Source organism: Terrabacter sp. P2_E3, assembly GCF_056403915.1.
The window spans coordinates 131,276-157,655 of record NZ_JBFUEN010000005.1; the positions used below are offsets into that span (position 1 = coordinate 131,276).

Annotated in this window: 20 protein-coding genes; 13 read left to right on the plus strand and 7 right to left on the minus strand. The window is 69.9% G+C overall.

Going from position 1 to position 26,380, the window contains the following annotated elements:
* Nucleotides 1–130: 130 nt before the first annotated feature.
* Entirely contained in the window at nucleotides 131–886 is a 756-nt protein-coding gene (locus AC1DW8_RS08400; protein ID WP_478093219.1) for a hypothetical protein, read from the minus strand.
* 274 nt (nucleotides 887–1,160) lie between these two features.
* Here AC1DW8_RS08400 and AC1DW8_RS08405 point away from each other — a divergent pair, with 274 nt between their 5' ends.
* The 3 genes from AC1DW8_RS08405 to AC1DW8_RS08415 all read left to right on the plus strand — a co-directional run bounded on the left by AC1DW8_RS08405 (nucleotide 1,161) and on the right by AC1DW8_RS08415 (nucleotide 4,662).
* Nucleotides 1,161–1,478, plus strand: coding sequence for a hypothetical protein (locus tag AC1DW8_RS08405; protein ID WP_478093221.1), 318 nt, complete (start codon nucleotides 1,161–1,163; stop codon nucleotides 1,476–1,478).
* A gap of 1 nt (nucleotide 1,479) precedes the next feature.
* Nucleotides 1,480–2,580: a hypothetical protein gene (locus tag AC1DW8_RS08410; protein ID WP_478093223.1), complete on the plus strand. Its 1,101-nt coding sequence runs from the start codon at nucleotides 1,480–1,482 to the stop codon at nucleotides 2,578–2,580.
* A gap of 246 nt (nucleotides 2,581–2,826) precedes the next feature.
* Entirely contained in the window at nucleotides 2,827–4,662 is a 1,836-nt protein-coding gene (locus AC1DW8_RS08415; protein ID WP_478093225.1) for a hypothetical protein, read from the plus strand.
* 107 nt (nucleotides 4,663–4,769) lie between these two features.
* Here the strand turns inward: AC1DW8_RS08415 and AC1DW8_RS08420 are convergent, their stop codons facing one another.
* Both AC1DW8_RS08420 and AC1DW8_RS08425 read right to left on the minus strand, forming a co-directional pair.
* Nucleotides 4,770–5,159, minus strand: coding sequence for an SRPBCC family protein (locus AC1DW8_RS08420; protein ID WP_478093227.1), 390 nt, complete (start codon nucleotides 5,157–5,159; stop codon nucleotides 4,770–4,772).
* Between the two features lie 3 nt (nucleotides 5,160–5,162).
* A complete protein-coding gene (locus AC1DW8_RS08425; RefSeq protein WP_478093229.1) occupies nucleotides 5,163–5,639 on the minus strand; it encodes a cupin domain-containing protein in 477 nt (158 codons plus the stop codon).
* 85 nt (nucleotides 5,640–5,724) lie between these two features.
* On the opposite strand from AC1DW8_RS08425, the gene AC1DW8_RS08430 reads away from it, so the two are divergent.
* The 5 genes from AC1DW8_RS08430 (at nucleotide 5,725) to AC1DW8_RS08450 (ending at nucleotide 11,385) form a co-directional block, all read left to right on the plus strand.
* Nucleotides 5,725–7,089: an NAD(P)/FAD-dependent oxidoreductase gene (locus tag AC1DW8_RS08430; protein WP_478093231.1), complete on the plus strand. Its 1,365-nt coding sequence runs from the start codon at nucleotides 5,725–5,727 to the stop codon at nucleotides 7,087–7,089.
* 63 nt (nucleotides 7,090–7,152) lie between these two features.
* Nucleotides 7,153–9,489 (plus strand): glycoside hydrolase family 31 protein, encoded by a 2,337-nt coding sequence (locus AC1DW8_RS08435; RefSeq protein ID WP_478093233.1) that lies wholly within the window; start codon nucleotides 7,153–7,155, stop codon nucleotides 9,487–9,489.
* A 139-nt stretch (nucleotides 9,490–9,628) separates the two neighbouring features.
* Nucleotides 9,629–10,597 (plus strand): cation diffusion facilitator family transporter, encoded by a 969-nt coding sequence (locus tag AC1DW8_RS08440; RefSeq protein ID WP_056779313.1) that lies wholly within the window; start codon nucleotides 9,629–9,631, stop codon nucleotides 10,595–10,597.
* A 108-nt stretch (nucleotides 10,598–10,705) separates the two neighbouring features.
* The gene (locus AC1DW8_RS08445) at nucleotides 10,706–11,014 is read left to right on the plus strand and encodes a PadR family transcriptional regulator (protein WP_056779310.1); all 309 of its coding nucleotides are present in this window, start codon (nucleotides 10,706–10,708) and stop codon (nucleotides 11,012–11,014) included.
* The gene (locus AC1DW8_RS08450; RefSeq protein ID WP_235508536.1) at nucleotides 11,011–11,385 is read left to right on the plus strand and encodes a hypothetical protein; all 375 of its coding nucleotides are present in this window, start codon (nucleotides 11,011–11,013) and stop codon (nucleotides 11,383–11,385) included. Before AC1DW8_RS08445 ends, AC1DW8_RS08450 begins: the two co-directional genes overlap by 4 nt.
* 124 nt (nucleotides 11,386–11,509) lie before the next feature.
* Here the strand turns inward: AC1DW8_RS08450 and AC1DW8_RS08455 are convergent, their stop codons facing one another.
* Both AC1DW8_RS08455 and AC1DW8_RS08460 read right to left on the minus strand, forming a co-directional pair.
* Entirely contained in the window at nucleotides 11,510–13,072 is a 1,563-nt protein-coding gene (locus tag AC1DW8_RS08455; RefSeq protein WP_478093237.1) for an HNH endonuclease signature motif containing protein, read from the minus strand.
* 157 nt (nucleotides 13,073–13,229) lie between these two features.
* Complete coding sequence (locus AC1DW8_RS08460; protein WP_478093239.1) at nucleotides 13,230–14,273, minus strand: LacI family DNA-binding transcriptional regulator; 1,044 nt, start codon at nucleotides 14,271–14,273, stop codon at nucleotides 13,230–13,232.
* Between the two features lie 215 nt (nucleotides 14,274–14,488).
* On the opposite strand from AC1DW8_RS08460, the gene AC1DW8_RS08465 reads away from it, so the two are divergent.
* The 5 genes from AC1DW8_RS08465 to AC1DW8_RS08485 all read left to right on the plus strand — a co-directional run bounded on the left by AC1DW8_RS08465 (nucleotide 14,489) and on the right by AC1DW8_RS08485 (nucleotide 19,953).
* A complete protein-coding gene (locus tag AC1DW8_RS08465; protein ID WP_478093241.1) occupies nucleotides 14,489–15,784 on the plus strand; it encodes an ABC transporter substrate-binding protein in 1,296 nt (431 codons plus the stop codon).
* A 9-nt stretch (nucleotides 15,785–15,793) separates the two neighbouring features.
* Nucleotides 15,794–16,732, plus strand: coding sequence for a carbohydrate ABC transporter permease (locus tag AC1DW8_RS08470; protein WP_028785260.1), 939 nt, complete (start codon nucleotides 15,794–15,796; stop codon nucleotides 16,730–16,732).
* Nucleotides 16,729–17,673, plus strand: a complete 945-nt coding sequence (locus AC1DW8_RS08475) for a carbohydrate ABC transporter permease (RefSeq protein WP_442276635.1) — start codon at nucleotides 16,729–16,731, stop codon at nucleotides 17,671–17,673. Before AC1DW8_RS08470 ends, AC1DW8_RS08475 begins: the two co-directional genes overlap by 4 nt.
* Before the next feature lie 3 nt (nucleotides 17,674–17,676).
* Nucleotides 17,677–18,711, plus strand: a complete 1,035-nt coding sequence (locus AC1DW8_RS08480) for a glycosyl hydrolase family 32 (RefSeq protein ID WP_478093244.1) — start codon at nucleotides 17,677–17,679, stop codon at nucleotides 18,709–18,711.
* Nucleotides 18,712–18,846: 135 nt separating this feature from the next.
* Nucleotides 18,847–19,953 (plus strand): endonuclease NucS domain-containing protein, encoded by a 1,107-nt coding sequence (locus AC1DW8_RS08485; protein ID WP_478093246.1) that lies wholly within the window; start codon nucleotides 18,847–18,849, stop codon nucleotides 19,951–19,953.
* Nucleotides 19,954–19,998: 45 nt separating this feature from the next.
* Here AC1DW8_RS08485 and AC1DW8_RS08490 read toward each other — a convergent pair whose 3' ends face one another.
* Together AC1DW8_RS08490 and AC1DW8_RS08495 are read right to left on the minus strand one after the other, a co-directional pair.
* The gene (locus AC1DW8_RS08490) at nucleotides 19,999–20,886 is read right to left on the minus strand and encodes a protein NO VEIN domain-containing protein (RefSeq protein WP_478093248.1); all 888 of its coding nucleotides are present in this window, start codon (nucleotides 20,884–20,886) and stop codon (nucleotides 19,999–20,001) included.
* Nucleotides 20,879–26,326: a DUF3320 domain-containing protein gene (locus AC1DW8_RS08495; RefSeq protein WP_478093250.1), complete on the minus strand. Its 5,448-nt coding sequence runs from the start codon at nucleotides 26,324–26,326 to the stop codon at nucleotides 20,879–20,881. The genes AC1DW8_RS08490 and AC1DW8_RS08495 overlap by 8 nt, the downstream gene beginning before the upstream one ends.
* Nucleotides 26,327–26,380: the final 54 nt, after the last annotated feature.

Consider the following 26,380-nt stretch of genomic DNA (forward strand, 5'->3'; position numbering starts at 1 on the left):
GCAGCGCCCTGGGTCGGGCGCGTCCCCACATCATTGGCGGCTTTCGGTGAGTCCGCTCGTCGAGAGACGTCACGGGCTCCTGACTCCCCGGCTGACGCTCGCACCGGGAGGCCCCGGTCGGGTCAGGCCATCAGTCCGCCTCGACCGGCCGGGTGAGCGGGGCGAGGGCGATGAGGAGCACGAGCGAGGCGAGCGGGCCCAGGCCCCAGGGCAGCAGCATGATCCCGACCGAGACGGCCGCGAGGGCGAGAGAGCCGACGGGCAGGCGCCCCTCGACGGTGAGGGCCACGAGCACCATCGCGAGGGCCACGGCCGTCAGGACGCCGCCGCCCGAGGAGAGCGCGGCCGGCGCCTCGTGGCCGATGAGACCCGTGACCTGACCGATCCAGACGGCGGCCGTCGCGCCGGCCCCGAACGCCGCGAGCAGCGCCGTCGGCACCGCGAGCGGGAAATGGCGCAGCCGGGCGCCGAGGCCCACGGTCAGCCACGCGAAGCTCGACACCGACAGGACGAGGAGCACGCCCGCGGCCACCGACAGGGCGCCCTGGTCGCGGGCGGCGGCGACCCCGCCGAGCCCACCGAGACCGCGGAGCCCGTCGAGGGAGTCGATCCCGTCGACCCAGTCGACGATGCCGTGGGTGAAGAGCAGGAGCGGTGCGAGCAGCGCCAGGAGCGGCACGCGGTCCGTCGCCTCCCGCGAGCCCGGGAGGGTGGTCGTACGCGTGGGCAGCCTCTCGGGTGCCGGCGCGGTCACGGGGGTGGTGGAGGTGGCGGACGAGGGAGGGGTGCGGTGCGTCCTCGGTGGCGTGACGGCATACGCGGCCGGTGCGATGTGGGCTCTCGGGGAGCCGGCGGCGCGGGCCGGGGAGAGCGTGCTCGTCGTCATGCCTCCAGCGTGGCGGTCGGTGGTGACGCTGCCCATCGGGGTCGACCCCGAGCCGTCCCCGAGCGGTCCCTGAGAGCGGTCGGGTAGACGCGCGCGCCTTTTTGTCCATTTCGGAGACTTTGACCCTCTTTGGGTCGTACCGTGCGTTTGTGGGGTCGAGGTCAGGGTCGACCCCGTCGAGGCTCTGGTCAAAGGGGTAGACATGTCGGTGCGCTTCAATGCTCCTCCGGGATGGCCGGTTCCGTCGTCGTCGTGGGCTCCGGGTGACGACTGGATGCCGGACCCCAGCTGGCCGACGCCGCCGCGCGGCTGGACCTTCTGGGTCGTCGAGCAGCGCGCCGCCGGCACCATGGGCGAGGCCGGCACGCCGCGCTTCGGCTCGCCGCCGCGCACGACCGCCGCCACCTCCGGCGTCTATGGCACCGACCGCGGGAGCTGGCTCGCCGGGCTGCGCGCCCGCGCCTCGTCCGACGCCCTCGAGGTGGCGACCTCGCCCGGCCAGACGGTCGAGCCGGTCGCGACCCGCGCCGTGGCCGAGAGCTCGTGGGAGCTCGACGGCCTGCTGACCTCTGCAGGCCGGCTGGACATCTGAGGTGGACCTGCTGCTCAGGGTCGCACCGGAGGTGCGGCTCAGTTCCTCGACGTCCGGACTCCGCGCCCTGCTCGACGACACGGCCGGTACGCGCGTCGGCACCGGCGTCGGCGCCCGCACCGACGTCTCGGCCGTGTCCGATCGCGGCTCCGACGAGACGCTGAGCCTCGCCGAGCTCGAGGTGCGGTCGCGGCAGGCCCAGGAGTCCGGCGACCTCAACGCGCTGCGCTCGATCGAGGAGGCGCTCGTGGGCCTGCACCACGAGAACCACCCACCGCGTCGTCGGCCCGAGCCGCCCGAGACGGCGGCGCTGTCGGCCAAGGAGCGAAGCCTGCTCGAGCGCAAGGCCTTCAACGCTGCGCTGCCCCAGGTGTCGGTCTTCAAGCGCGCCGCCCGCTCCAAGGCCAAGGCGATCGCCGAGACCGAGGCGGACGGCTTCAGCCGCACCCTCGACGTCGCGCACGCCGTCGTCGCCCAGCACCGCGCCGCCGCGCTCGACGACCAGTGGAACGACCTCGCCGGGCACGAGCGCTGCGCCGTCATCGCCGAGCTCGACGCAGCTTTCGCCGCAGCGACGTGCGGCTGCACGTGCGTCGACGCCGGGTGGGACGCCGAGACCTCGCGCGGCTACGTCACGATCGTGGCCCGCTACCCCTCGCTCGACATCGTCGCCGAGCGCGGCCCCGGCGTCTCGTCGAGCGGACGTCGGATGCTGCGGCGCCGCACCCGCTCCGAGCGCAACGCGCTCTACCTCGGCGGGCTGGCCTCGTTTGCCCTCGCCGCTGCACGGCGGGCGATCAGCATCGCCGTCGCGGCCGACGACATCCACCTCGTCATCGTGCGACCGACCGAGACGGGCGAGGGGCTCGAGCCGATCTACGTCGGCAGCTTGAGCCGGGAGGCGGTCACCCTGCGCCCGGCGCTCGCGGACCCGCTGCCGCTGCTGCTCGGGTCGGCGGAGCGACCGATGCAGTTCGACGGGCCGGCGCACGACCTCATGGCCGTGGCCCCCGACGCCGACGTCATGGAGATCGTGCGGGTGTGCGTCGACGCGCTCGGCAACGAGGCGCTCGACGGTCTGCTCGAGACCGGGCACGCCTGACCCGCGAACTCTGGCCTCTCGACAGGTGAGGACCCGCGAACTCTGGCCTCTCGACGGTTGGGGGGTGGTGGACTGGGGCGGAAGACGGGGGCTGCGCGAGCCGACCACGGCGGGGGCTCCGGCGCTACGCTGCGACGACGGGTGCGCGGACTTCTGGACCATCCCTCCACCGCGGGCCCGTCGATGCGCGATGATGCCCGGCGGGGAGGGCCACGAGGGGTGGCCGAGGGGGGCCGTGCTGTGACCGTGTGTTTCAACCCGCCGCCGGGGTGGCCGACGCCGCCCGCGACGTGGCTGCCGCCTGACGAGTGGCTGCCCGACCCGGAGTGGCCCGAGCCGCCGGCCGACTGGACCTTCTGGTCGGTGACGGCGCGGCAGCCGCGGGCCGGGTCCCGGCGTGCCGGGCGCGGCCGCCTGAGCGGGGTGTCCTTCCCCCTCGCGACCGTCGCCGCCCAGTCAACGGTGTCGCTCGCCGCGCTCTTTCCCGAGCGGGGGCGCCAGAGTGCGGTGTCGGCATACGGCAGCTCGACGGGTGCAGCCGGAGCGGCGACCAAGGCGGGCCGCGAGTACTACGAACCGCGCGGCTGGGGCGGCAGCGCGAGTGGCGGCGCGAGCGGCGGCGCGGGCTCGTCCCCCGTCGGCGGGTCGGTCCTCAACGGCTCCGCACCCACCGCGCCCGGGCACCTTCTCGTGCAGGCGGAGCCGGCCGTCGCCGACGCCGAGACGGTCCACGCCGAGGAGGCCGAGGAGGCCGAGGAGGCCGAGGAGGCCGAGGAGGCCGGGGTGACGCCGGGCATCCGGCTCTCACCGATCCTGCGGCTCGTCGCGCACCCCTCCGGGCTGCGCGTGCAGTTCCGGGTCGGTGGTCCGGTGGCCGCGGCGCTCGCCGAGGTCATGACGCCCGCCATCGAGGCGGCCACGCCCGGTCTTGCCCCGACCCAGGGAGCCTCGTCGGGCCGCGCGGCCCCCGGCGGCCCCGACCGCGGGGGACGCGGAGGGCGGCAGGGCCGGCTGCGTCTGCTCAGGCGCGGCCGGCACGAGGCGAGCGATCTGCCGACGGACACGTCTGTGGGTCGACGTGTCGGCGGACGTTCGGCGGTGCTCTCCGTCCGCGAGCTCGCGGGCCGGGCCCTCACGGCCCGTCGGGAGTCCGACCGCGAGGAGGCGCTCGCGGTCGACCGCGACCTGTGCTCCTTCCACCGTCAGCCGTTCAGCGCGATCCGGCCGCCGCTCGTGACGCCACTCGCGCCCCTGACCGCCTCTGAGGTGGCAGCCGTCCGGCAGCAGGTTCTCGCCGCGACCGGGGCGACGGCCAAGGGGCTCTCGCGCTCGGAGAGCACGGAGCTCAAGGCGCTCGCTGCGGAGCGGGCGTCCGTCTTCGTCGACGCGAGCAACGTCGCGCGCCGGGTCCTCGCCGACCGACGGGAGGCGCTCGCGTCGGGCGCGTGGCAGCTCCTCGAGTCCCACGACCCGGCGGCGGTCGTGGCCGTCGTCGACGAGGCGTTGCGCCTGTCGGGCAGCGACGTCACCTGCCTCGACGCCGGGACCGACCCCGTGACGGAACGCGCCTACGTCACCGTCCTCGTGCGCTTCGCGACCATCGGCATCGTCGCCGAGGAGGGCCGCGAGGTCGCCCCGTCGGGGCGCACGTCGTGGCGGGCGCGCACGGCCTGGGAGCGCAACGGGGTGTATGCCGCCGGGCTGGCCGCCGTCGTCCTCGCCGCCGCCAAGCAGGTCGACAGCATCGCGCCGGCGACCGACGACGTGAACGTCGTCGTCGTGCGCCCCACCCGCAACGGCCGCGGCGTCGAGCCGGTCTATGTCGGGCGGCTCGACCGGGAGGACGTGTCGCTGCGCCATCCGGAGGCCGACCCGCTGCCGCTCGTCATCGGCTCGGCGGTGCCACACGGCATACGCGTCCACGGTCCGGAGCGCGAGGTCACCGCGCTCGAGCACGCCGTCGACGTCGACGGGGCGCTGCGCGAGATCGTCGACGCGTGCCGCGCCGCGGACGCGCAGGCCGCGTCGCTCCGCGAGGCGGCCCGGGCGCAGGCCGGCGGCGCCGTGCCTCCTGCCGGCTAGGGGTCCCGCGGGGCGGAGATCGCGCGGCCAGAAATGTCGCGGGCTGGAGGTCGCGCGGGCTAGAGGTCGCGCGGAATAGAGGTCGCGCGGGCTAGAGGTCGCGCGGGCTAGAGGTCGCGGCGGACGAGACGCCGCAGCGCGAGGGCCGCGACCGGCCGGTAGCCGACGACGGCGAAGGCCGGCCCGTCGATGACGAGCTCCGTCGTGCAGCCACCCGGCGACGGCCGGACGACGTGGTCGAGGGTGGCGTGCACGGGGCCGAGGCGCACGTGCCAGGTCCACTCCATCGCCTCGGCGTCGACGGTCAGCACCTCGAACGGGACACGGACCCCGAGCGGGCCGACGACGAGACCGTTGAGCCCGGGGGAGATGCGCGGTGTCGCGGCGATGACCTCCTGAATCTGCGGCGACCACGTCGACCAGAGGTCGAGGTGCTCGTAGCGGGCCCAGGCGACGGCGGGGTCGGCCCCGCCGCTGGCCGTGATCGTCGCGCGCATCGCTCAGCTCTCTCGTCGGTCAGGCATGGTCGCTCCGGTGCCGTCAGGCGCTGTCGGGCCCGTGGCGGGCGCTGGACCCGGCGCTGGTCCGTCGACGTTGACCGTCGGCGTGCCCGAACCGCAGCGCACGATGACGGCCCGTGACGTGCCGTCGCCCGGGTTGGACTCGCGGTGCACGGCGCCGGCCGGCACGCGGAGGAAGTCGCCGGGGCCGGCCTCGACGACGACCTCGCCGCCCGGACCGGACTCAAGCCGCATCCGACCCGAGACGACGTACAGGGTCGTGTCGTGGTCGCCGTGGTGGTGCCACCCGGAGACGGCGCCGGCCTCGGTGTCGACGGTGCCCGACCACATCGACTCGGTGTGCAGGGCGACCTGCCGGCTCATCCCCGGCGTCGGGTCGGCCGGGCTGAGGGCGTCACCCGCGACGTGGCTGCACGGCTCGGCGGCGGCGGTCGGCAGGTCGGTGTGCTCGGTCATGCCCCCATCAAACCCCCACGGCTCTAGCCTTGTCGTGTCCTTGTATATGTCCTTGTTCGGGTCCGTCGGCGAGGTGAGGTGACGCATGGCAACCGGTCGCACGGGTCGGGTCGTCGTCGTGGGCGGCAGCATGGCAGGGCTGCTCGCGGCGCGGGCGCTCGCCGACCACGCCGAGTCGGTCGTCGTGCTCGAGCGCGAGCACCTGCCCCAGGCCGTCGGCCCGCGCGGCCGCGTGCCGCAGGGCCGGCACCTGCACCTGCTCCTGTCTGCGGGCCTCGACCTGCTTCGCGACTGGTTCCCCGGCATCGAGGACGAGCTCGAGGGCCACGGAGCCGTACGCGTCGACGGCACCGGCGCGTGGGTGCACCAGGGTGGCGCTTACCGTGCCCGCGGTGACTGGGGCCGACCCGCCATCTCGCAGACCCGCCCCCTGCTCGAGCACGTCGTGCGCGCCCGGGTCGCGGCTCTGCCCGGCGTCACCGTCGAGGACGGAGTGACCGTCGAGGGCGTCGTCCGGTCCGGACGTCGCGTCACGGGTGTCGTCGTGGACGGGCAGGAACGGCCGGCTGACCTCGTCGTCGACTGCTCCGGGCGCAGCTCGCGCCTCGCGCACGACCTCGCGGCGTCGCACGTGCTCGACCCACCCGTGACCCATGTCGGGATCGACATCGGCTACGCGTCCTTCACGATGCGCCGGTCGCCGGACGACTTCGAGGGCCACTTCGTCGTGTGCATCGAGAACCCGGGCTCGTTCCGCGCCGGCGCCGTGCTGCCTGTCGAGGGGGACCGGTGGCAGGTGACGCTCGCCGGCGTCCACGGTGACGCTCCGCCGGCGGACGACGACGGCATCGCGGCGTTCGCGGCGAGCCTCCCGACCCCGGTGGTCGGCCAGCTCATCGCCCGGTGCGAGCGACTCTCGGAGGTGTCGACCTACCGCTTCCCGTCGAGCCAGCGACGGCACTACGAGAAGGTCCGCGACCTGCTCCCTGGGCTCGTCATGCTCGGCGACGCGTCGAGCAGCTTCGACCCGATCTACGGGCAGGGCATGACGTCATCGGCGCTCCAGGCAGCGGCGCTGGGCGAGGTCGCGTCGCGGGTGGGCGTCGGTTCGGACGATCTGCCGAAACGCTTCCACCGCAAGGCCGCTCGCATCATCGAGGCTCCGTGGCGGATCGCGGTCGGTGGCGACTTCGGCCACCCCGCGACCGAAGGGCCGCGGCCGCTCGGGACCGCTGAGGTCAACGGCTACCTCCAGCGCGTCATCCGCGCCTCGCACGCCTCGGTGCCCGTCGCGCGAGCCTTCAACCGGGTGCTCCAGCTCGCCGACCCGCCGACCTCGCTCGTCCACCCGGCGCTCGTCCTGAGAGTGCTGCGCGAGTCCCGCCGCTCGCCCGTCGCGACCGGCGCGGCGATCCGCCACCCCCGCATCGGGCCGGCCCAGGTCAGTTGAGTGCAGGTCGCCTGACTCCGGGCGCACGCCACGCAGTCGCCTCTTCTTTGACAGGGTGGACGCATGAGGACCGACCACTTCATCCGATTCGAGCGCGTCGACTCCGTCGAGGCGACGCCCCGCGGGCTGCTCGCCCGACTACACGGGGAGGCGCTGCGCATCGACGCGGTGCGTCGCGACGTCGTGCGCGTCCAGCTGAGCCGCGGCGGCGTCTTCGACGAGAAGCCGACGTATGCCGTGTGCGTCGACCCGCTCGCTGCTCCGGATGGCGAGGGTGACGCCTCGTGGCGGGCCGAGCAGGCGGAGGGCGCGTGGCGGCTTGTCACCGACGACCTCGTCGTGACCCTGTGGCTCGACCCGTTCCGGGTCGACGTGCACCGCACCGACGGGTCGGTCGTCCTCCAGTCGACGCCGGACTCGGAGGGCCGCTACTGGACCTACGCGACGCTCAACGATGCCTGGACGACGCGCCGCCGGATCGGGCGCGACGACGCGATCTACGGACTCGGCGAGAAGGGTGGCCGCCACAACCGACGTGGCCGCGACTTCACGATGTGGAACACCGACGTCCTCAACGAGCACGCGACCGCGGAGTTCCGGGCGGGGCTCGACCCGGCCGACCCTCGCGCGGACATGTCGAGCATCGAGTTCGACCCCTACTACGTGACGATCCCCTTCTTCTACCAGCGCGACGCCGCCACCGGTGCCGCCGTCGGCTCGTTCGTCGACAACGGCTACCGCGGCGAGTACGAGTTCAGCCACGACGACGAGTACCGCGTCACCTTCCACGGCGGCCAGTGGACCGAGTACGTCTTCGCCGGCCCGTCGATGGCGAGCATCCTCGAGCGCTACACGTGGCTCACCGGCCGTGCGTCGCTGCCTCCGATCTGGGCCCTCGGCTACCACCACTGCCGCTGGCACGCCTACAAGCAGAAGGACGTCGAGGTCATCGCCAAGCGCTACCGCGACGACGAGTTCCCTTGCGACGCCATCTGGCTCGACATCGACTACATGGACGGCTACCGCGTCTTCACGTGGGACTCGGAGCGCTACCCCGACCCCGCCGGCATGCTCAAGGGCCTGGCCAACCAGGGCTTTCGGGTCATCTCGATCGTCGACCCGGGGGTCAAGCACGACCCCGGCTACGCGGTCTACGACGACGGGCTCGAGCAGGACGTCTTCTGCCGCACCGAGGGCGGTGACACCTACGTCGGCCAGGTCTGGCCGGGCAACACCGTCTTCCCGGACTTCGCGACGCCTGAGGCGCGGTCGTGGTGGGGCGCGCTCAACGCCACGCACGTCGAGTCGGGCCTGGCGGGCATCTGGAACGACATGAACGAGCCCGCGACCGGCGGGATCGCCCCGCAGGCGATGCTCTTCGACAAGGGGCGCGCCAAGCACGAGCGCTTCCACAACCAGTACGCCCTCCTCATGGCCATGGGCACCATCGAGGGACTGCGTGCCGCCCGACCGGAGGCGCGGACCTTCATCCTGTCGCGGGCCGGGTTCGCCGGCATCCAGCGCTACGCCGCGAACTGGATGGGCGACAACCAGGCCCGTTGGGACCACCTATGGGTCAGCATGCCGATGGCGTGCGGCTTCGGCCTCTCGGGCCAGCCCTTCGTCGGCGCCGACATCGGCGGCTTCCAGGGTGACACGAACCCGGAGCTCTTCCTGCGCTGGATGCAGATGGGCGTGCTGACTCCCTTCTGCCGCAACCACTCCGAGACGAACAACATCGACCAGTACCCGTGGTCGTTCGGCCCCGAGATCCACGACCTCGCCCGCGAGGCCGTCCGGCTGCGCTACCGGCTCCTGCCGTACATCTACTCGGCGTTCGTCCGGGCGACGGAGACGGGGGAGCCAGTACAGCGCCCGCTCGTCCTCGACCACCAGTACGACCCGAACGTCGTCGACCTCGACGACGAATACCTCTTCGGCCGCGACCTGCTCGTCGCGCCGGTGACGGAGCAGGGGCAGACCTCGCGCACTGTCTACCTCCCCGAGGGTGACTGGTACGACTGGCACACCGGCGAGCTGCACCCCGGCGGTCAGCGGATCACCGTCGAGACGCCGTTCGAGCGCATCCCGCTCTTCGCCCGGGCCGGCGCCGCGATCCCGATGTGGGCCGAGGCGCCGATGTCGACCGACGGCTACCGCCCCGATTCGGTCGAGCTGCACGTCTTCGACCCGGTCGTCGACGGCCGCTGGGAGTCGGTGCTCGTCGAGGACGACGGGCTGACCGTCGCAGGCGTTGACGATGCGGGGGACGCAGAGCGCCTGACGACGACCGTCGTCGTCGAGCGGGCTGCGGGCGAGGTGACCGTCGCCCACGAGACCGCCGGACCGGGGTATGCCGGTCACGCGCGCACCCGCTTCGACGTCGTGCACCACAGCTGAGCCGAGCGGGGCGGTGCCGTTGGCTGGGACTGCAGCGAACGGCATACGCCCCCATCGGGTATGCCGTCGGGGCAGTCCGCTCGAGCGCCCATCTGAGCGCCCCTTGAGCGGGTGACCCCCGAACGGAAGACTGACGAGCATGGCTGACACGGCGGAGCGCGAGCAGGGCCAGAAGAGCGAGAGTCTGCTCACCGTCATCATCGCGCTGGCGATGAACGCCCTGATCGCCGTGGCGAAGTCGGTCGTCGCGATCATCACCGGGTCGGCGTCGATGGTCGCCGAGGCCGCCCACTCGTGGGCCGACGCGGGCAACGAGATCTTCCTGCTCATCGCGGAGCGTCGCGCCGGGCAGAAGCGCGACACGACGCACCCCTTCGGCTACGGGCGCGAGGCGTACGTGTGGTCGATGTTCGCGGCCTTCGGGCTCTTCGGCGCCGGTGCGGTCGTGTCGGTCTGGCACGGCATCTCGGTGCTCGGACACGAGGAGCCGGAGACGTCGTACACCTGGGCCTACGCCGTGCTCGCCATCGCCTTCGTGCTCGAGAGCGTCTCGTTCGTCCAGGCGACGCGGCAGACGCGGTCCGAGGCGCGGGCCCTCGGCCTCCGGCCGCTGAAGTTCATCGCCAACACGTCGAACCCGACGCTGCGGGCGGTCTTCGCCGAGGACGCCGCGGCGCTCATCGGCCTGCTCATCGCGGGGCTCGGGATCTTCCTGCACCAGGTCACGGGCAACGCCGTCTGGGACGCGCTCGGGTCGATCCTCGTCGGCCTGCTGCTCGGCGTCGTCGCGATCTTCCTCATCAGCCGCAACCGTGACTACCTCGTCGGGCAGGCCGTGCGGCCGGAGCTGTGGGCGCGGGCGTTCGACGCCCTGCACGACAGCCCGGAAGTCGAGCGGATCACCTTTCTGCACCTCGAGTTCGTCGGGCCGGGTCGCGTCTTCCTCGTCGCGGCCGTGGACCTCACGGGTGACGACACCGAGTCCCAGGTGGCCGACCGTCTCGCGGCGCTCGGTCACGAGGTCGAGAAGCACGAGCTCGTCGAGCTCGCGATGATCACGCTGTCGCGGACGGACGCGCCGAGCCTCGAGCGCCCGACGGTCTCCTGACCTCGACCGCGGAGCCGACGCGGTCGGGCCGACCGATGTCGGTATGGCCGCCGCAGAGGCCTTGTCGTCTCATCAACCCCTAGGTAGAGTACGACTATGGCTCCGCGCATGACCATCGCCACTCGGTTGGTCCTCGGCGTCCTGATGAGCGACTTCGGGGCGGAGTGGTACGGCTCGCAGATCGGCAAGGTCGCGGGTTTGCCGAGCGGGACGGTCCACCCGATCCTGGCGCGCCTCGAGCGCGTGGGTTGGCTGGAGTCCTCCTGGGAGGACATCGACCCCAGCAGGGAGGGACGGCCGGCACGCAGGTACTACCGCCTGACGGAGTCCGGTGGCAGGCAGGCGCAGCAGGCCCTGACATCTGCGCGTCGACCGCAGTCCGGTTTTGCCGTGATGCCCAAGGAGGGGTTGTCATGAGAAGGAAGCAGCAGCGGGGATCGATCCGGTTTGCCGTGGCGGCCATGGAGCGGGCGACCAATGGCCTGCCCTCCGAGGAGCGCAACCGCTACCACGACGAGCTGGTCGCCGAGATGCACGAGCTCGGACGCGTCGCCGCCTGGCGTTACGCAGTCGGGGTCGCCGCCTCGGCATCGTCGATGCACGCGGCCCTGACCGACGGCGGCCCGCAGCCTGAGCCGGCGCCCCACCGCGTGCTCGGGTGTCGCACCAACACGCACCACGTGTGGAGGACCACCCACACCACCGACGGCCAGCTGTACCGCGCCTGCGCCCGGTGCGGCAAGGAGTACGTGAGCACGGGCACCTCCTGGTTCATCGGCAGCGCCTGAGCGACAAGGCTCGTGGGGCACGCGCCGGTAACTCCGCCCCGGCGGGCGGGTCGCGGGAGCGATAGGGCTCGTGGAGCACGCGCCAGCGACCCCGCCGGGGTCGGCGGGGTGCGGGGCGTGGTCCTCAGGTGTGCCAGGTGACGCCGGTGGCGGTGACCGTCGCCGTGAGGTCGCGGTCGTGGACCTCCGTGTGGTGCTTCGGGCAGAGCAGGGCCCCGTTGTCGACGGAGGTGCAGCCTCCGTGTCGCCAGTGCACGACGTGGTGGGCGTCGCACCAGGTGGCGGGCACCGTGCACCCGTCGAAGCTGCAGCCCTGGTCGCGGGCGATGAGCGCGAGGCGCTGGCCGCGGGTGAAGAGGCGCTGGCTGCGCCCCACGTCGAGCGGCTCGCTGTCGCGGCCGAGCACCATGGGGATGATCTCGGCGTCGCAGGCCATCCGGCGCACGACTCCGGGCGAGAGAACGTCGCCGGTGAGCGTCGTGCCCGTGCCGCGGACGTCGTCGACGAGGGTCTCGAGGTCGATGAGGACGACGACCTTGGCCTTGTCGGTGGTCGGGACGCCGTCGGCCGAGGCGACCCCGCGCTGCACCATCGTCAGCAGGGCGTCCATCCGGCGTCGCGCGGGAGTGCGGTCGTCGGGCGTGACCGTGCGGCCGTGCTCGTCCTTCTCGGGGCAGGGGATCGAGAGCGGGTCGATCGCGGCCTTGAGCACGGCTGCGCCCTCAGGGTCGAGCACGCCGCGCAGACCCACCATGCCGGTGGCGTTGGGCTGCGTGAACCACAGGCCGCGGGCCTCGCGGCGGCCGCGGTCGAGCCGGTCCTGGTCGCGGGGCGGCCGGACCTGCTCGGAGTGGTGCCGGACCAGACGGGCGAGCTCCTCGGGTCGGAGCCGCGGCGCCTGCTCGGTGAGGTCGGCCAGTGCAGTCACGAGGTCGTCGGGGTCGGCGACCGGGGTCGTGCGCGCATCGAAGTCGACGATCTGCGCGGCGTTGCCGACCGTGACCTGCTGGGTGGCGACGAGCAGCCGCAACCTCGCCCACCGGGCGTCGGCCAGCGCGGTGCCGACGGTGACGAACGCCTTGGCCTGACCGGCGGTCAGTGACGGGTCGTGGCTGCGCAGCCAGTCGGTGCGCGACAGGCCGTCCGGTGCTTCTATGCCGCGTGACACGAGCTCGGAGACGATGGTGACGAGCGTGACTTCGTGGGTGCGCCGCTGCCGGGCCACGCGCTCGGCGGCCGCGGTCAGCTCAGCCTCGGCATGGCGGGTCAGGCCCAGCCCGGCGCTCGCCTCGGCGACGATGGCCTCGTCGATGCTCGCCGAGGCTTCGGCGCGAGCGGAGGTCGACTCGACCCACGCCGGGTCGTCGACCATCTGCTCGTAGCCGGCGGCGTCGAGCCACGTCGGGTGGCGCAGGTCGAGCTGATCGAGCGAGTCCGCCTGGAGGGGCGCAAGGCCCGTCCAAGGACCCGCGACACGGGGCTGCGGACGAGCTCCAGGTGCCACTCCGTGCGCCCGCCTGCCCACCCGATTCGGCCGCCCGTCGGGCTCGGGCTGCCGGGATGCAACCCGGCCTGCGAAGCGCTCCCAGAACCCGCCCTCGGCTGCGCCACCCGTGGCGCGCTGTCGCGCCTCGAGGTCGGTGAGCCGCCTCCTCAGGAGCTCGAGCATCGTGGGTTCCCCTGCCATGTAAAGATTCTAGACGCGACCACTGACAGTGCTCTGACCCGCGGAGCCGGTCCGGGGCCAGCCCGGAGCCAGCCCGGAGGTAGCCCGGACCAGGCCGGAAACGGTGCCTCAAGTGCTCGCCGAGCCACGAGGCGACCCGCGCCCGGTTCGCGTGCGCTCAGGATGACGAGCGGTCGAGCGGGCGGATCGAGCCGCGCACCTGGACGGGCATCTCGACGAGGTGCTCCCCACGCGGCTCGTCGGGGCCGAGGACGAGCTCCATCGCCTTGCGGCCCATCTCCTCGTAGGGCAGCTTCGCGGTCGTCAGCGCGGGCCGCAGGTACGACGCGATCTCGTCGTCGTCGAAGGAGGCGATCGACACGTCGTCGGGCACGCGGAGCCCGCGCTCGCCCAGCGCCTGGTAGGCGCCGAACGCCACGCGGTCGTTGAGGCAGAGCAGCGCGGTGACCGGGGCGCCCGACTCGAGCACCTGCTTGGTCCCGGCGTAGCCGTTCCACGGCTCCCACGAGCCGACGTCGACGACGGCGACCGGCGTCGCGCCGGCCTCGGTCAGGGCCTCGTCGATGCCGGCGAAGCGCGCGCCGATCGTCACCGAGGAGCGTTTGTCGGCAGGGGCGCTCGGGGCGCTGCCGATGATGCCGATGCCCTCGCCGTGGCCCTGCTCGAGGAGCAGGCGCATCATGGCCCGACCGGCCTCGTGCTCGGCGGGCAGCACGGACGCGTAGGTGTCGTCGCCGGCGTTGCTCGCGCTGTTGGCGGTGACGACGCGCATCGACTCGGGCAGCGGCGGCAGGTCGAGGAGGCGGGCGGCCATCGAGCCGAAGACGAGGCCGTCGACCTGGCGGTCGATCATGAACTCGAGGGCCTTGGCGAGCTGCTTGGGGTGGTTGCCGGTCTCGGCGATGAGGACGCCCTGGTCGCGCTCGTCGGCGACGTCGACGAGGCCGCGGATCATCGCGGACGCGAAGCGGGTCACGGTGACGTCGTCGGAGATGAAGCCGATGGTGCCGGTCGTGCCGAGGCGCAGCGAGCGGGCCTGCGCGTTGGGGCGGTAGTTGAGCTCGCGGGCGGCCTCGTGGATGCGCGCGACGGCGTCGGCGGACAGGCGCGACCCGGGCCGGTCGTTGAGCACGAGGCTGACGGCCGTCTTGGACATCCCGGCCAGCGCGGCGACGTCGGCGAGCGTCGGTCGCTTGTTCACCGCCACCCCCGTTGGTCGTCGCCCGATCGCGTATGCCGTGTGGCCCCTCTCGAGGGTGCCCGCGGAAAGCGTACCCCACGGTAGAACGCCGCTAGACGGCATACCTGCTGGTGAAAAGGTTTTAGCAACCTCTTGTGCGAGGTGTCGGCCAGCCGCTACCTTCGGCGCTGAAAGGTTTTAGCACTGGCGCTGACCTTCCCACCACGGAGGAACCGATGAAGCTCACCCCCACCACCAAGCGCGTCGCCGTCGGCCTCCTCGCCGCAGCGCTGCCCCTCTCCATGGCCTCCTGCACCAAGGGCGGCAGCTCCAGCTCCGGCGGCGCCGGGGGCGAGCTGACGATGTGGACGCACAACGCCGGCAACAAGGCCGAGCTCGCGGCGATCACGGCGATCGTCAACGACTACAACAAGAGCCAGAGCAAGTACAAGGTCAAGATCCAGGCCTTCCCGCAGGACAGCTACAACCAGTCCGTCGTCGCGGCGGCGGCTTCGAAGAAGCTGCCCTGCATCCTCGACATCGACGGCCCCAACGTGCCGAACTGGGCCTGGGCCGGCTACCTCGCCCCGCTCGAGGGCCTCGACGACACGCTCTCGAAGTACCTCCCGACGGTGCTCGGCAAGTACGACAACAAGACGTACTCCTACGGCTACTACGACGTCGCGCTCGTCATGGTCACGCGCAAGACGATCCTCGACAAGTACGGCATCCGCGTCCCGACGGCCGACTCCCCGTGGACGAAGGACGAGTTCAATGCGGCGCTGAAGAAGATCAAGGCGTCCGGCGACTTCCAGAACCCGCTCGACATCGCGACGAGCTTCACCGGCGAGTGGTGGCCTTACGCATACTCCCCGATGCTGCAGAGCTTCGGCGGTGACCTCATCAACCGCGACGGCTACAAGACCGCGGAGGGCTCGCTCAACGGGCCCAAGGCCGTCGAGTGGGCGACGTGGTTCCGCAGCCTCGTCACCGACGGGCTCGTGCCGCTCAAGTCCGGCGCCGACCCGGCCAAGGACTTCATCAACGGCAAGTCCGCGCTCCTCTACAACGGCACGTGGACAGCCGTCGACACCCGCAAGGCCTTCGGCAAGGACACCCTCTTCCTCCCGCCGCCGGACCTCGGCACCGGCCCGAAGATCGGTGGCGGCTCGTGGCAGTGGGGCATCTCGCAGAACTGCTCCGACCAGGCCGGCGCGCTCGACTACATGAAGTTCGCGGCGCAGGACAAGTACGTCGCGAGCGTCGCCCGGGACACGAACAACATCCCGGCGACGGACGCGGCCGCCGCGCAGGTCAAGGGCTACGAGAAGGGCGGGGAGAACGAGATCTTCCTCGACTACGCGAAGAAGTTCGCCGTGCTGCGCCCCGTGACCCCCGGCTACCCGTTCATCGCGACGGAGTTCACGAAGACCGCGCAGGACATCCTCAACGGCGCCGACCCCAAGCAGGCGCTCGACCAGGCCGTCAAGAACATCGACGCCAACCAGAAGTCCAACGGCTACTTCCAGTGAGTGACTGACATGTCCACCATCACCGCAGCCGAGAACGCATCGGCGACCACGCTTCGGGAGCGCAAGCCGGCCAAGGGCTCTCGCTCATCGACCACGACGGCACTGCTCATGCTGCTGCCGGCGGCGGTCCTGCTCATCACCTTCCTGCTCATCCCGATCGGGCTGACGTTCGGGCTGGCGTTCACCAACGCCCGGCTCATCTCGCCCCGGCCGGCCGAGTTCATCGGCACCGACAACTTCGTCCGCCTCTTCCAGGACGAGACGTTCTGGAAGTCGCTGCGCAACACGATCGTCTTCGCCGTGGTCATCGTGCCGCTGCAGTCGGCGTGCGCGCTCGGGCTGGCCCTGCTCGTCAACGTCAAGATGCGCGGGGTCAACTTCTTCCGGACCGTCTACTTCCTGCCGGTCGTCACCTCGATGGTCGTCGTGTCGATGCTGTGGCTGTTCATGTACCAGAAGAACGGCCTCATCAACGAGGTGCTGCTCAAGTTCGGGATCGTCGGGCCGGACTGGCTCGGCGACCCGAAGACGGCGCTGCTCGCGATCATCCTCATGTCGGCGTGGCAGGCGATGGGCTTCCACATGGTCATCTGGCTCTCCGGGCTGCAGACCATCCCCGCCGACCTCTACGAGGCGGCCGACCTCGACGGGGCCGACACGTGGCAGAAGTTCCGCTATGTCACGTGGCCGGGGCTGCGCGCGACCCGCACGTTCATCCTCATCACGATCACCATCTCGGCGTTCGCGCTCTTCACCCAGGTCAACATCATGACCCAGGGCGGACCGCTCGACTCGACGTCCACGCTGGTGCTCATGGCGGTGCGCACCGGCTTCCAGCAGCAGCAGACCGGCTACGCCTCGGCGATCTCGCTCGCCTTCTTCGTGCTCGTGCTCGCCGTCACGCTGCTCAACCGCTACGTCACCCGAGACAAGGACGTCGTCCGATGAGCGCCACCGTCACCACCGGCACCGAGGGCCTGGCCCACGTCGCCGAGACCGCCGTCCCCGAGCAGCACCACGGTGGCGACCGGCCCCACCCGGCCCGGCACGCCCTCGGGCTCCTGCTGCGGATCGTGCTGTGCCTCGTCTTCGGTCTGCCGCTGGTCTTCATGGTCGTGTCGAGCTTCAAGCCCGACCTGCAGATCTTCGACGACCTCGGCAGCTTCAAGGCCTTCCTGCCGACCGGGGACATCTCGACGGCGAACTACACCGGCGTCTTCGGGCGAGTGCCCTTCGCGCAGTTCATGATGAACTCGGTCGTCATCACGGTCGTCACCGTGGTGCTCGGGATCGTCGTCAACTCGATGGCGGCCTTCGCCCTGTCGCGCATCGGCTTCCGTGGAGCGGGAGCGGTGCTCGGTATCATCCTCGCGACGCTCATCGTGCCCTTCGAGACGCTCGCGCTGCCGTTGCTGTGGTGGTCGAACCAGCTGCCCTTCCTCGGGCCAGACGGCATCTCGCAGGGCTGGCTCGACACGTACCAGGTGCAGATCATCCCGTTCATCGCCAACGCGTTCTCGATCTTCCTCTTCTACCAGTACTTCGACAGCATCCCGAAGGAGCTGGACGAGGCGGCGAAGGTCGACGGCGCGGGGTGGTTCCGCATCTACCGGAGCATCGTCATGCCGCTGTCGGGTCCGGCCATCGCGACGGTCGCGATCCTCACGTTCCTGCCGATGTGGAACCAGTACCTCTGGCCCCTCATGGCCGTGCAGACCGAGGAGCTGCGGCCGGTCATGGTCGGCATCGACTACTTCAAGCAGCTCAACACCTCGTGGGGTCAGATCATGGCGTACGCCACGATGATCACCGCGCCGGTGCTCGTGCTGTTCGTGGCCTTCCAGCGTTCGTTCATCAACTCCATCGCCAGCTCCGGCGTGAAAGGCTGAATCGTGTTTCGTCTCCCCGAGGCGTGGGTGTGGGACTTCTGGCTCGTCGACGACGGCTCGGACTACCACCTGTTCTTCCTCTACGCGTCGCGGGCTCTGCGCGACCCGCACGCCCGGCACTACCGGGCCTCGATCGGGCACGCGGTGTCTTCTGACCTCGTGCACTGGGAGCGGGTGGTCGACGCGCTCGTGCGGTCGGACGCGCCGGCCTTCGACGAGCTCGCGACGTGGACCGGGTCGGTCGTGCGACACCCGGACGGGCGGTGGTTCATGTTCTACACCGGGGCGCGGCTCAATTCGTTCGGGGCGAACGTCCAGTCGATTGGGTATGCCGTGTCGTCCGACCTCTACACGTGGGACAAGGCGCCGGGGCCGGTGCTCGAGGCGGACGGTCGCTGGTACGAGAAGTACGCGCCGCCGCCCGAGGGGAACTGGCACGACGAGGCCTTCCGCGACCCGTGGGTGGTGGCCGACCCTGACGGGGACGGGTGGCACATGCTGATCACGGCTCGGTCGGCGGTCGGGCCTGCCCACGATCCGTCGGATCGGGTGGACCGCGGGGTCGTGGGGCACGCGTGGTCGGCTGACCTGGAGAACTGGGAGCTGCGGGAGCCGCTGTCGTCGCCTGGGGCCGGCTTCGGGCAGCTCGAAGTGTTTCAGACGCACGTGGTGGAAGGTCGTCAGGTGTTGCTCTTCAACTGCGCGGTCGGGGACATGCCCGAGGCGGCGCGGGCGGCCGGCATCACGGGTGGGGTGTGGATCGCTTCGGCCGAGTCGGTGCTGGGGCCGTATGACCTCGCCGGCGCTCAGGAGATCGACGACCCGACCCTCTACGTCGGCAAGTTCATCGACGACCGCGAGACGGGCGAGACCAAGTTCCTCGCCTTCCGCAACGAGACCGGCGGCCAGTTCATCGGCGAGATCACCGACCCGTATGCCGTCACCTGGGACGGCGACCGCCTGGCCCTCACGCCGGGGCTGACGCTGGTGAGCTCGGAAGGCGGCTGGCCTTCGGCGCGATCGCATCCTCTGCTTTGAGCCGCCCGCGACCGCACAAAGGGTCGACACCCGGACGGCAACCTTCTCAATTTAGTTGAGCGCGATACTTACACACGTCGAGCCGGGCGCGTTTCTACCCTGCGATCGTGAGAACTTTCAGGCAGTCTGTGCGGCATGCCAGTGGAAATGGGGATGTGGCGGATCGACGGGGACACACCAAAGCGGCTGTCTACCGCCACCCTGCCGTCGGAAGCGACCTTAGAGCAGTACCTCGAGAAGGACCCCTCACTACTCGGGGAGCGTCTGCTTGTCATCGGGCGCCAAGTGCACACCCCCCACGGCAAGTTCATTGACCTGCTCACGATGGACGTCGAGGGCAACCTTCACGTCCTCGAGCTCAAGCGCGACAAGACCCCAAGAGACGTCGTGGCTCAGGTTCTCGACTACGGCTCCTGGGTCAGCACGCTCGACCGTGACACGATCATCGACCTTGCGAACGCGCATCTCGATGGACCCTTTGAGAGCGCCTTCGAGGAAGTTTTCGGAATCTCCGCTCCGGATGAGCTGAACGGTGCGCTTCGAATGACCATCGTGGCTACCGACCTCGACCAAGGCTCCGAGCGCATCGTCACGTACCTGCGCACCTTTGGGGTCCCGGTTAATGCAGTCTTCTTCTCGTACCTAGAGGACGGCGACCGTCGCTACCTCGCCCGGTCCTGGCTCGCCCGGGAGGATGAGAGCGGGACGGGTGGAGCAACATACGGAAAGTCGAAGAAGGGCAAGCGCGCTGAGTGGAACGGGCGCGACTGGTTCGTCTCCTTCGGTGCCTACACCGGTGGCCGGCAGTGGGAGGACGGGCGGAAGTTCGGCTTCGTTTCAGCGGGTGGCGACGCGTGGTACTCGCGGACCCTACGCAATGTTCCCGCAGGGGCACGGATCAACGTGTGCATTCCGCAGGAGGGCTATGTGGCCGTGGGACTGACGCTCGGTTCTGCAGAACGCTTCGACACGGCACGAGTCACCGTGGACGGTCAGGAAGTTGCTCTTGCCGATCAGCAACTCGGCGGGTGGTATCGCCACAGCGACGGTGGGACTCCCGAGTCGGACGAGCAGGCTGAGTGGGTGATCCCAGTCGCGTGGATCGACGCGAAGCCGCGGTCCGCGGCCTTCTGGGAGAAGGGCATGTTTGCTAACCAGAACAGCGCCTGCAAGCTTCGCCAGGAGTTCACGCTCGAACGGCTTGCGCAGCACTTCGGCCTTGACGAGAAGGACGCTACTTAAGTCGCGGCAGCCCATGAGGGCGGCCGCGATACATTGCGCGCCGTCCTACGGCGCCCACTGGTACTGCAGCGCACGTAACGTCCCGGCCTCTGGATCCCACGACTCGTAGATCGTGAGCTCGGTCCGGGACTCATCGATCTCGCCATCACTGGTGAAGGTGATGCCGGAGACGATGCCGAGCACGCACTGGCCCGGATGCGTGCGTGCATGCGCAAGCTCGCCCGAGGTGATGAGGACCGACTCGCCGGCTCCTTGGGTTCCCTTGGCCTCTAGGTAGCGAACCTCTCGGCCCTTGACTGCAAGGGCATCGAAGGGGCTCTTGTGGCGAACGTCGGTGACGGTCCAGCCCGACGAGCGGTACTCGTCCTCCAGCCAGGCTTGTGCGTAGTCTTCAACCAGTCTTCGCTTCGCTGAATCCTGTTGCCAGGCTTGGCCCTTAGCCTGACGGGTAGCAGCCTGATCTAGCGAAGCTGGAGGTCGAGCGTGGAGTCCGACGTGCTGCTCCCACAACTCTTCGATGCCTGCTGCAGCCTCGGCCGGGACTCGCACGCCGCCGCCGCGTGGCTCCCAGCCCACGCCAGGAACCTCGCGCTTGAGCACGTCGAGCGGTAAAGGGTCATCGGGGTCGATGACGTGGTCGTAGACGAATTCGATGTAGTTCGCGAGGCGGCCAGGAATCCCGTCCCAGTGCGTGTTCTGGAAGATGTCCTCGTCGTGGTGCACCCATCCGCTGGCGACGATGCCGCGTGGCTCGTCGCCTTGCCGGAGGAGAAAGACTCGCGAGCCCTGGCCCATGCCAGTGGCGCGTGAGCCGGTGGACCAGCGGGTCTCCGGCCATTCGCCGGCGCTCGTGGCGTCGATGTACTCGTCCCAGGTCTCGTTCTCGAGCGGCCAGAGTGCTGGGTTCCAGGTCAGCAGAAAGGTGTCAGTCAAGGCTCTCGCCACCTGTCGGTGACGCCGTTGGCCGGGTGCGTAGCCGCAGGGTCTCGCCCGTTCTCGAGAGCACCCCGGAGTCCAGGAGCGTTTCGAGGACGTCGCTGAGACGGGACGTGATGTCGGGACCGCGACGGTTCCACCCGAAGATCCGAGCGACCCCGGTCATCAGTTCGTCGATCGTGCTGGCGCCCGCGTCTTTGAGGAGCAGCTCCACGGCCAAGCTCAGCTCCTGGTCCGAGATGTGCTCGACCGATCGAATGGGCCCGTCTTCCGCGGGGACCCGAACCACGTACGCGGTCCGATCTGGGACGTCGATGAACCTGCCGTCAAAAGCGACCTGGGCTTGGCTGATAGCGGACTCAATATTGACGCGGATGCGCAGTCCTACACGGCCGATGTTCCAGGCTTCTCGCATGCGTTGCAGCGCAACGTCAATGTGAACGGGTCCCTCGGAGTGGGCGAGCGCCTCGATTCCCGGAATCATCTCCCACCGTGAGCTGGGGTCCGAAGCGTTCGCCCAGGACGGTAGGCGCCCGAGCGTCGCGGTGTTGTACGGAACCGCCCAGGCGGGGACGCTCGGCACCTCGATCTCTTGTGTCGTGACCACCGGGCGGTCGAATTTGGGCAGCCCGCCGCTGAGCCTGCCCGACACAGGTGCCTTGATGGCGTCCTCGATGGCGGCGCGAAGGCTCTCGACCTCCTGAGCGCGGTTGCGGTACCACGCGGTTCCCCAGATCCGGTGCAGGCGCCATCCCAGGCCCACTAAGACCTGCTCGCGCAACCGGTCACGATCCCGCGCAGCGGGAGAGGAGTGGTATATGGCGCCGTCGCACTCGATACCGATTGCGTAGACACCGGGGTGGGTGGGGTGCCGGACGCCGATGTCGATCCGGTACCCCGCGGCACCCACTTGCGGCTCGACGGCGTAGCCGAACGACCGGACGGCGTCGATGACGGAATCCTCGAATGGGCTGTCTGTGCCGAGGCCGCTCGGTCCGAGCTCAAGTGCGAGTGCTTTGGTACCGCGCTCCGCGTAGTCGAGGTATGCCGCTAGGTGCCGGACGTTCTCGTTGGTGCTGTCCGGGATGTCGCCGCTACGGATCGAGGACACAATCTCCACGCGCTGGCGTGCACGGGTGATGGCGACATTGAGCCGGCGCCAGCCCTTGGCCTTATTGAGGGCGCCGAAGTTCGTGGTGACCTTGCCGTGCTCGTCCGCTCCGTATCCGATCGAGAAGATCATGACGTCGCGCTCGTCGCCCTGCACCGACTCCAGGCTCTTAATGAAGAAGCCGCTGAGACGGTCGTCCTCAAGATGCTCACTGAGATCGGGACGCTGCGCGAGGCGCCGGTCGAGGGCGCTCTGGATGGCGTCGGCCTGGGTGAGGGAGAACGTGACGACGCCAAGGGAGGTGTCCGGTCGAGTGTCGAAGTGATGGACGACTCGGTCTACGACTTTCTCAGCCTCGAGGGGGTTGTCCCGTCCTGTGCCGCGTCGGTAGACGCCGTCGACGTGGACGAGCTGCACTCCAACGTCCTCGCCCTCGCTGCGAGCGCCCGGAAAGGTGATGAGCTTGCCCTCGTAGAACTTGTGGTTGGAGAAGGCGATGAGGTCTTCGTGGCGGGATCGGTAGTGCCAGTTCAGGCCGAGGTTCCGGAACGCTCCTGAAGCCTTGGCCAACTCGAGCACCGACTGGAAGTCGGAGACATCGGTGTCCTCACTCTCGTCATCGGCCATACGGTCGAAGAAGGACGTCGGCGGAAGCTGCTTGTCGTCCCCAGCTGTGACGAGAGCATGCCCCCGATAGACGCAGTTGATGGCGTCGCCGGGCGTCACCTGGGATGCCTCGTCGAAGACGACGACATCGAAGCGCATCTCCGACGGAAGGTACTGGCTGACCGCCAACGGGGACATCATGAAGCACGGCTTAATGGCGAGCGTCGTCTCGGCTGTTCTACGGATCAGGTCGCGGACGGCAATATGACGCTTCTTCTTCATTCCCTCCCGGCGGATGATTGCCGGTTGCCCGACGTCGACGGACGCAGGTCGTCGTGAGTTGACCGCACGAATGATGTCGCCGGTAGCTGCGGGAATGAGCCGCTCGTCGAGATCGCGGTACTGAGCGATAAGAGCTGCCCGGTCCTCGGCCCGGATCGGCCGGAGGTCGCTCTCGCTCTCGAGCAGGTGGTCAGCCCAGGCGCGAAGGACCGCGCGTTCGACGACCTCGCCGATGCCGGACGGGTCCACGCCCTCGGCGATGCAGAACTCGATCGTCTCGTCGAGGTTCTGCTCGGCCAGGTCAGCGCGTGCTTGTTGGTACTGGAACCACTCCTCCTGGCCGCTGCTGTCCGCGCGGAGTTCGGCCAGCAGTTCCGTGGCCGAAGGGCCGGAGTTCAGCTCCGCGCCCAGTTCGCCCTCGCGGGACGGCGCGAACGCGCCGACGATTGCATCCTGCGCTCGGTCCCAGCGGTCCAGGCTCGATGACAGGTTCTCGGTCGGCCGGGCGAGGGCGAGTGCCTGCGCTTGGTCATCGGTGAGCGGGCCGCCTTCGGGGACCGAACATGCTCGCACGTCCTCGACCCATCGCAGGGCTGCGTCGAGCGCCTCCTCATCTGTGGCGGTGCCGGCGAAGAGGTCGCCCAGCAGCTCCGCGTAGGTGTGGGCCAATGCCGTCAGTGCAGTCTCTGAGGCGGCGGCAGCGTCGCGGAAAGAGAGCCAGTGGGTGGCCTGCGTCAATGTCGTCGAGCGGCTCGTGGCGGCGTCGACCGCCGCCGTCCGGGCCGCGACGGCAGACAGTGGCTCGGCGTGCGCCCGCAGCCACGTCACCGATTCGGCGAGCGGTTTGAGCACGAGTTCCGGTCGCGCGGCGTGGGCGGGTGCTGGGGCGAGCCTTGAGCGCCACTGGTCCAGGTCGCGACGTGCGTGGTCGATGATCGCCTTGATCGCCGTATCGGGGGCGGGGCTGGAGACGTGCTCGATGAGCGGTTGTGGCACGGCACCGGTCAGTGTGTTGAGCAGGCGCTGTGCCACGTCGAGCGCCTGCTGGATGGCGGTGAAGTCGGTGTCCCGGCCCTTCCAGTAGGTGCCTAGCGCGCCGGCCATCTCTCCTTCATCGCGTGACAAAGCGGCGGCGGCGTCGGACCACTTGACCGCAAGGCCGAGGTCCGAGATGGCCTCTTCGAGGCTGACCATCTCGTTGGTGAAGGCGGCGACGCTCTTCTTGTCACGGCGATAGTCACCGAAGAGCTTGCGGAGGCCCTTGTGTACGTTCGTGAAGCGTTCGTGCAGGTCGCTCAGGGGTTCGTTTAGCGCGGAGTCGGTGAAGAGTCGCCGGGCGCTCGACTCGGCGGTGTCCAGCTCCGTGACAAGCGCCTTCAGCTGTGCCTGGGCCGTCTGGGCCGCCGCGAGGCCGCTTGGCGTGAGCCACGAGGCCTGTGGTTGGAAGGGGCTGTAGGCGGCCTCGGCCAGATCGAGGAGGCGGTAGACATCCTGGAGGCTGCTGCCTCTCGGGACTCCCAGTCGGGCGGCCAGCCCTTGCAGCGCGGACATGTGGCCCTCGAGCATCGCGGCGTCCGCGGCGAACTGCCGCGCTACGGCCGTTGCCGACTCCTGGGTCATGCCGTCGTCGCACACCAGCGGAGGCTGCAGGCGGTCGTCGATCCGCGGCCCGGGAACGTCTGCGGACGAGGGCAGGTGGTGCCATTCCATGCCGGACGCGTCGCGAACCGCTGCAGATGCGTCCCGGATGGCCGCGAGCTGCGAGTGCAGCGTCGCGATGTGCTGGCGCACCGGTGACAAGTCGGCCAAGGTCAACCACGGGTCCGGCACCTGCGTCGGGCGGGCCACCGCCAGGATCAGGAGGCGATCCAGAGTTCTCAGCGAGCTGAGCGAGCGCAGCCCGAAGGCATCGCTGACGCGCTCGTTATGACGGGCAACTCCATCCAGCTCCTCCAGAGCCGACTCCGCCTGGTAGAGCCGGGAATCCAAGGAGTTGCGGTCCACCACGTCACGCCAGAGGAAGCTGAAGCCCTGCGACGCCGGCCGCCACGCCCGCGAAAGCCGGCTGGTCGCATCGGCGATGCGGTTCATCAGCACGGGCTCCAACGCCACCGGTGGCGTGCCGGGGCGTGGCGCCGCCGGTACGTGGTCCAACTGGGAGAGGCGACCCAGGACGTCATGAAGGGTGGAACCGAGCGGTTGGCGGACTACGTTCATGGCGCGCGCGTAGGCATTCAGGGCGCGCCTGCGGTCGGCAGCCAAGCTGCGCTCGCCGGCATCCATCCCAGGAGGTGGCATGGGCACGTTGTCCAAGGCGTGCGCGAGCTGGTCTGCGACCTCCTTCCGGCTCGCCTTGTGGCTGTGCAGCTCGAGGAGGTAATTCCCGAGGCCGGCGTGCGCCAGACGATTGCGCACGACCTCGAGCGCGGCGGCCTTCTCGGAGACGAACAGCACGGTCTTCCCGGCGTGCAGAAGGGCGCCGATCATGTTGGCGATCGTCTGGGACTTGCCCGTGCCAGGCGGGCCGTCCATCACGAAGCTGTGGCCGGCGACGGCTGCTGCCACACAGATCCGCTGTGACGAGTCGGCGTCCAGCACCAATGGCGTCTTCTCGGGGGGCGCCTGTTCATCGATCGCATCGAGGGGGATGCTCTCGAACAGGTGCGAGTCGTTCTGGTTGTCCGGGTCCTGGTTGGCGAGCGCCTGCACGACGGGGTGCTCGAGGATCGCCGCCTCGTTGGCCTTGAGGTCCCGATACATCGCCTCCTTCAGGAAGGAGAAAGGCGCGAGGACGGCCGCCTCCGAGACCTGCCAAGCCTTCTTACGCGACACAGACTCACGCACGCGGTCCATGACGCTCTCGATGGAGATCTCCTCGAGCTCGTCGATCGAAGGCAGGGTCACGCTGAACTCGGTGAGGCGAAGTGCCAGCGCGGGGTTCATGGTCGGGTCGCCGTCATCGCTGACGCGCAGCCGAGGCATCGCTTTCGGGCCCATGTCGATCAGCTCCACCGGCACCAGGAGGAGAGGGCTGACATAGCTGCTTCCGTCCTCGTCGGTCCAATGCAGCATGCCGAGGGCCAAGTACATGACCGAGAGGCCTCGGTCGAGGAACTCCTGCCGGGCTCGCCGCATGAGGCCGCGCACGACGGGGGCGAGGTCCTTGTCGGGCCTCCCGCTGCGCAACACGGCAGATGAACGCGGCGGCGCGATGCCATCTTCAGGTTCAGGAGCGCCCTCGATCGACCACATGCGGCCCGAACGCAGGCCCTCGAAGATGTCGTGGAGCGACGGTTCTTCGATGGGCACGGAGCCCGTCTTAGAGGGGCGGAAGTTCAATGCCCGGTTCGACCGAGTGAGGTTGACCAGCCCGTCACGCCACGTTCTGAGCGCAGCACTTGTGTCGCCCGAGAGCAAGGCCTCGACGATGTCGGTCATCGCGACGTTCCGTTCGACCGCGCCGCGGCACACGCCGGCGACGTTGGACGCTTG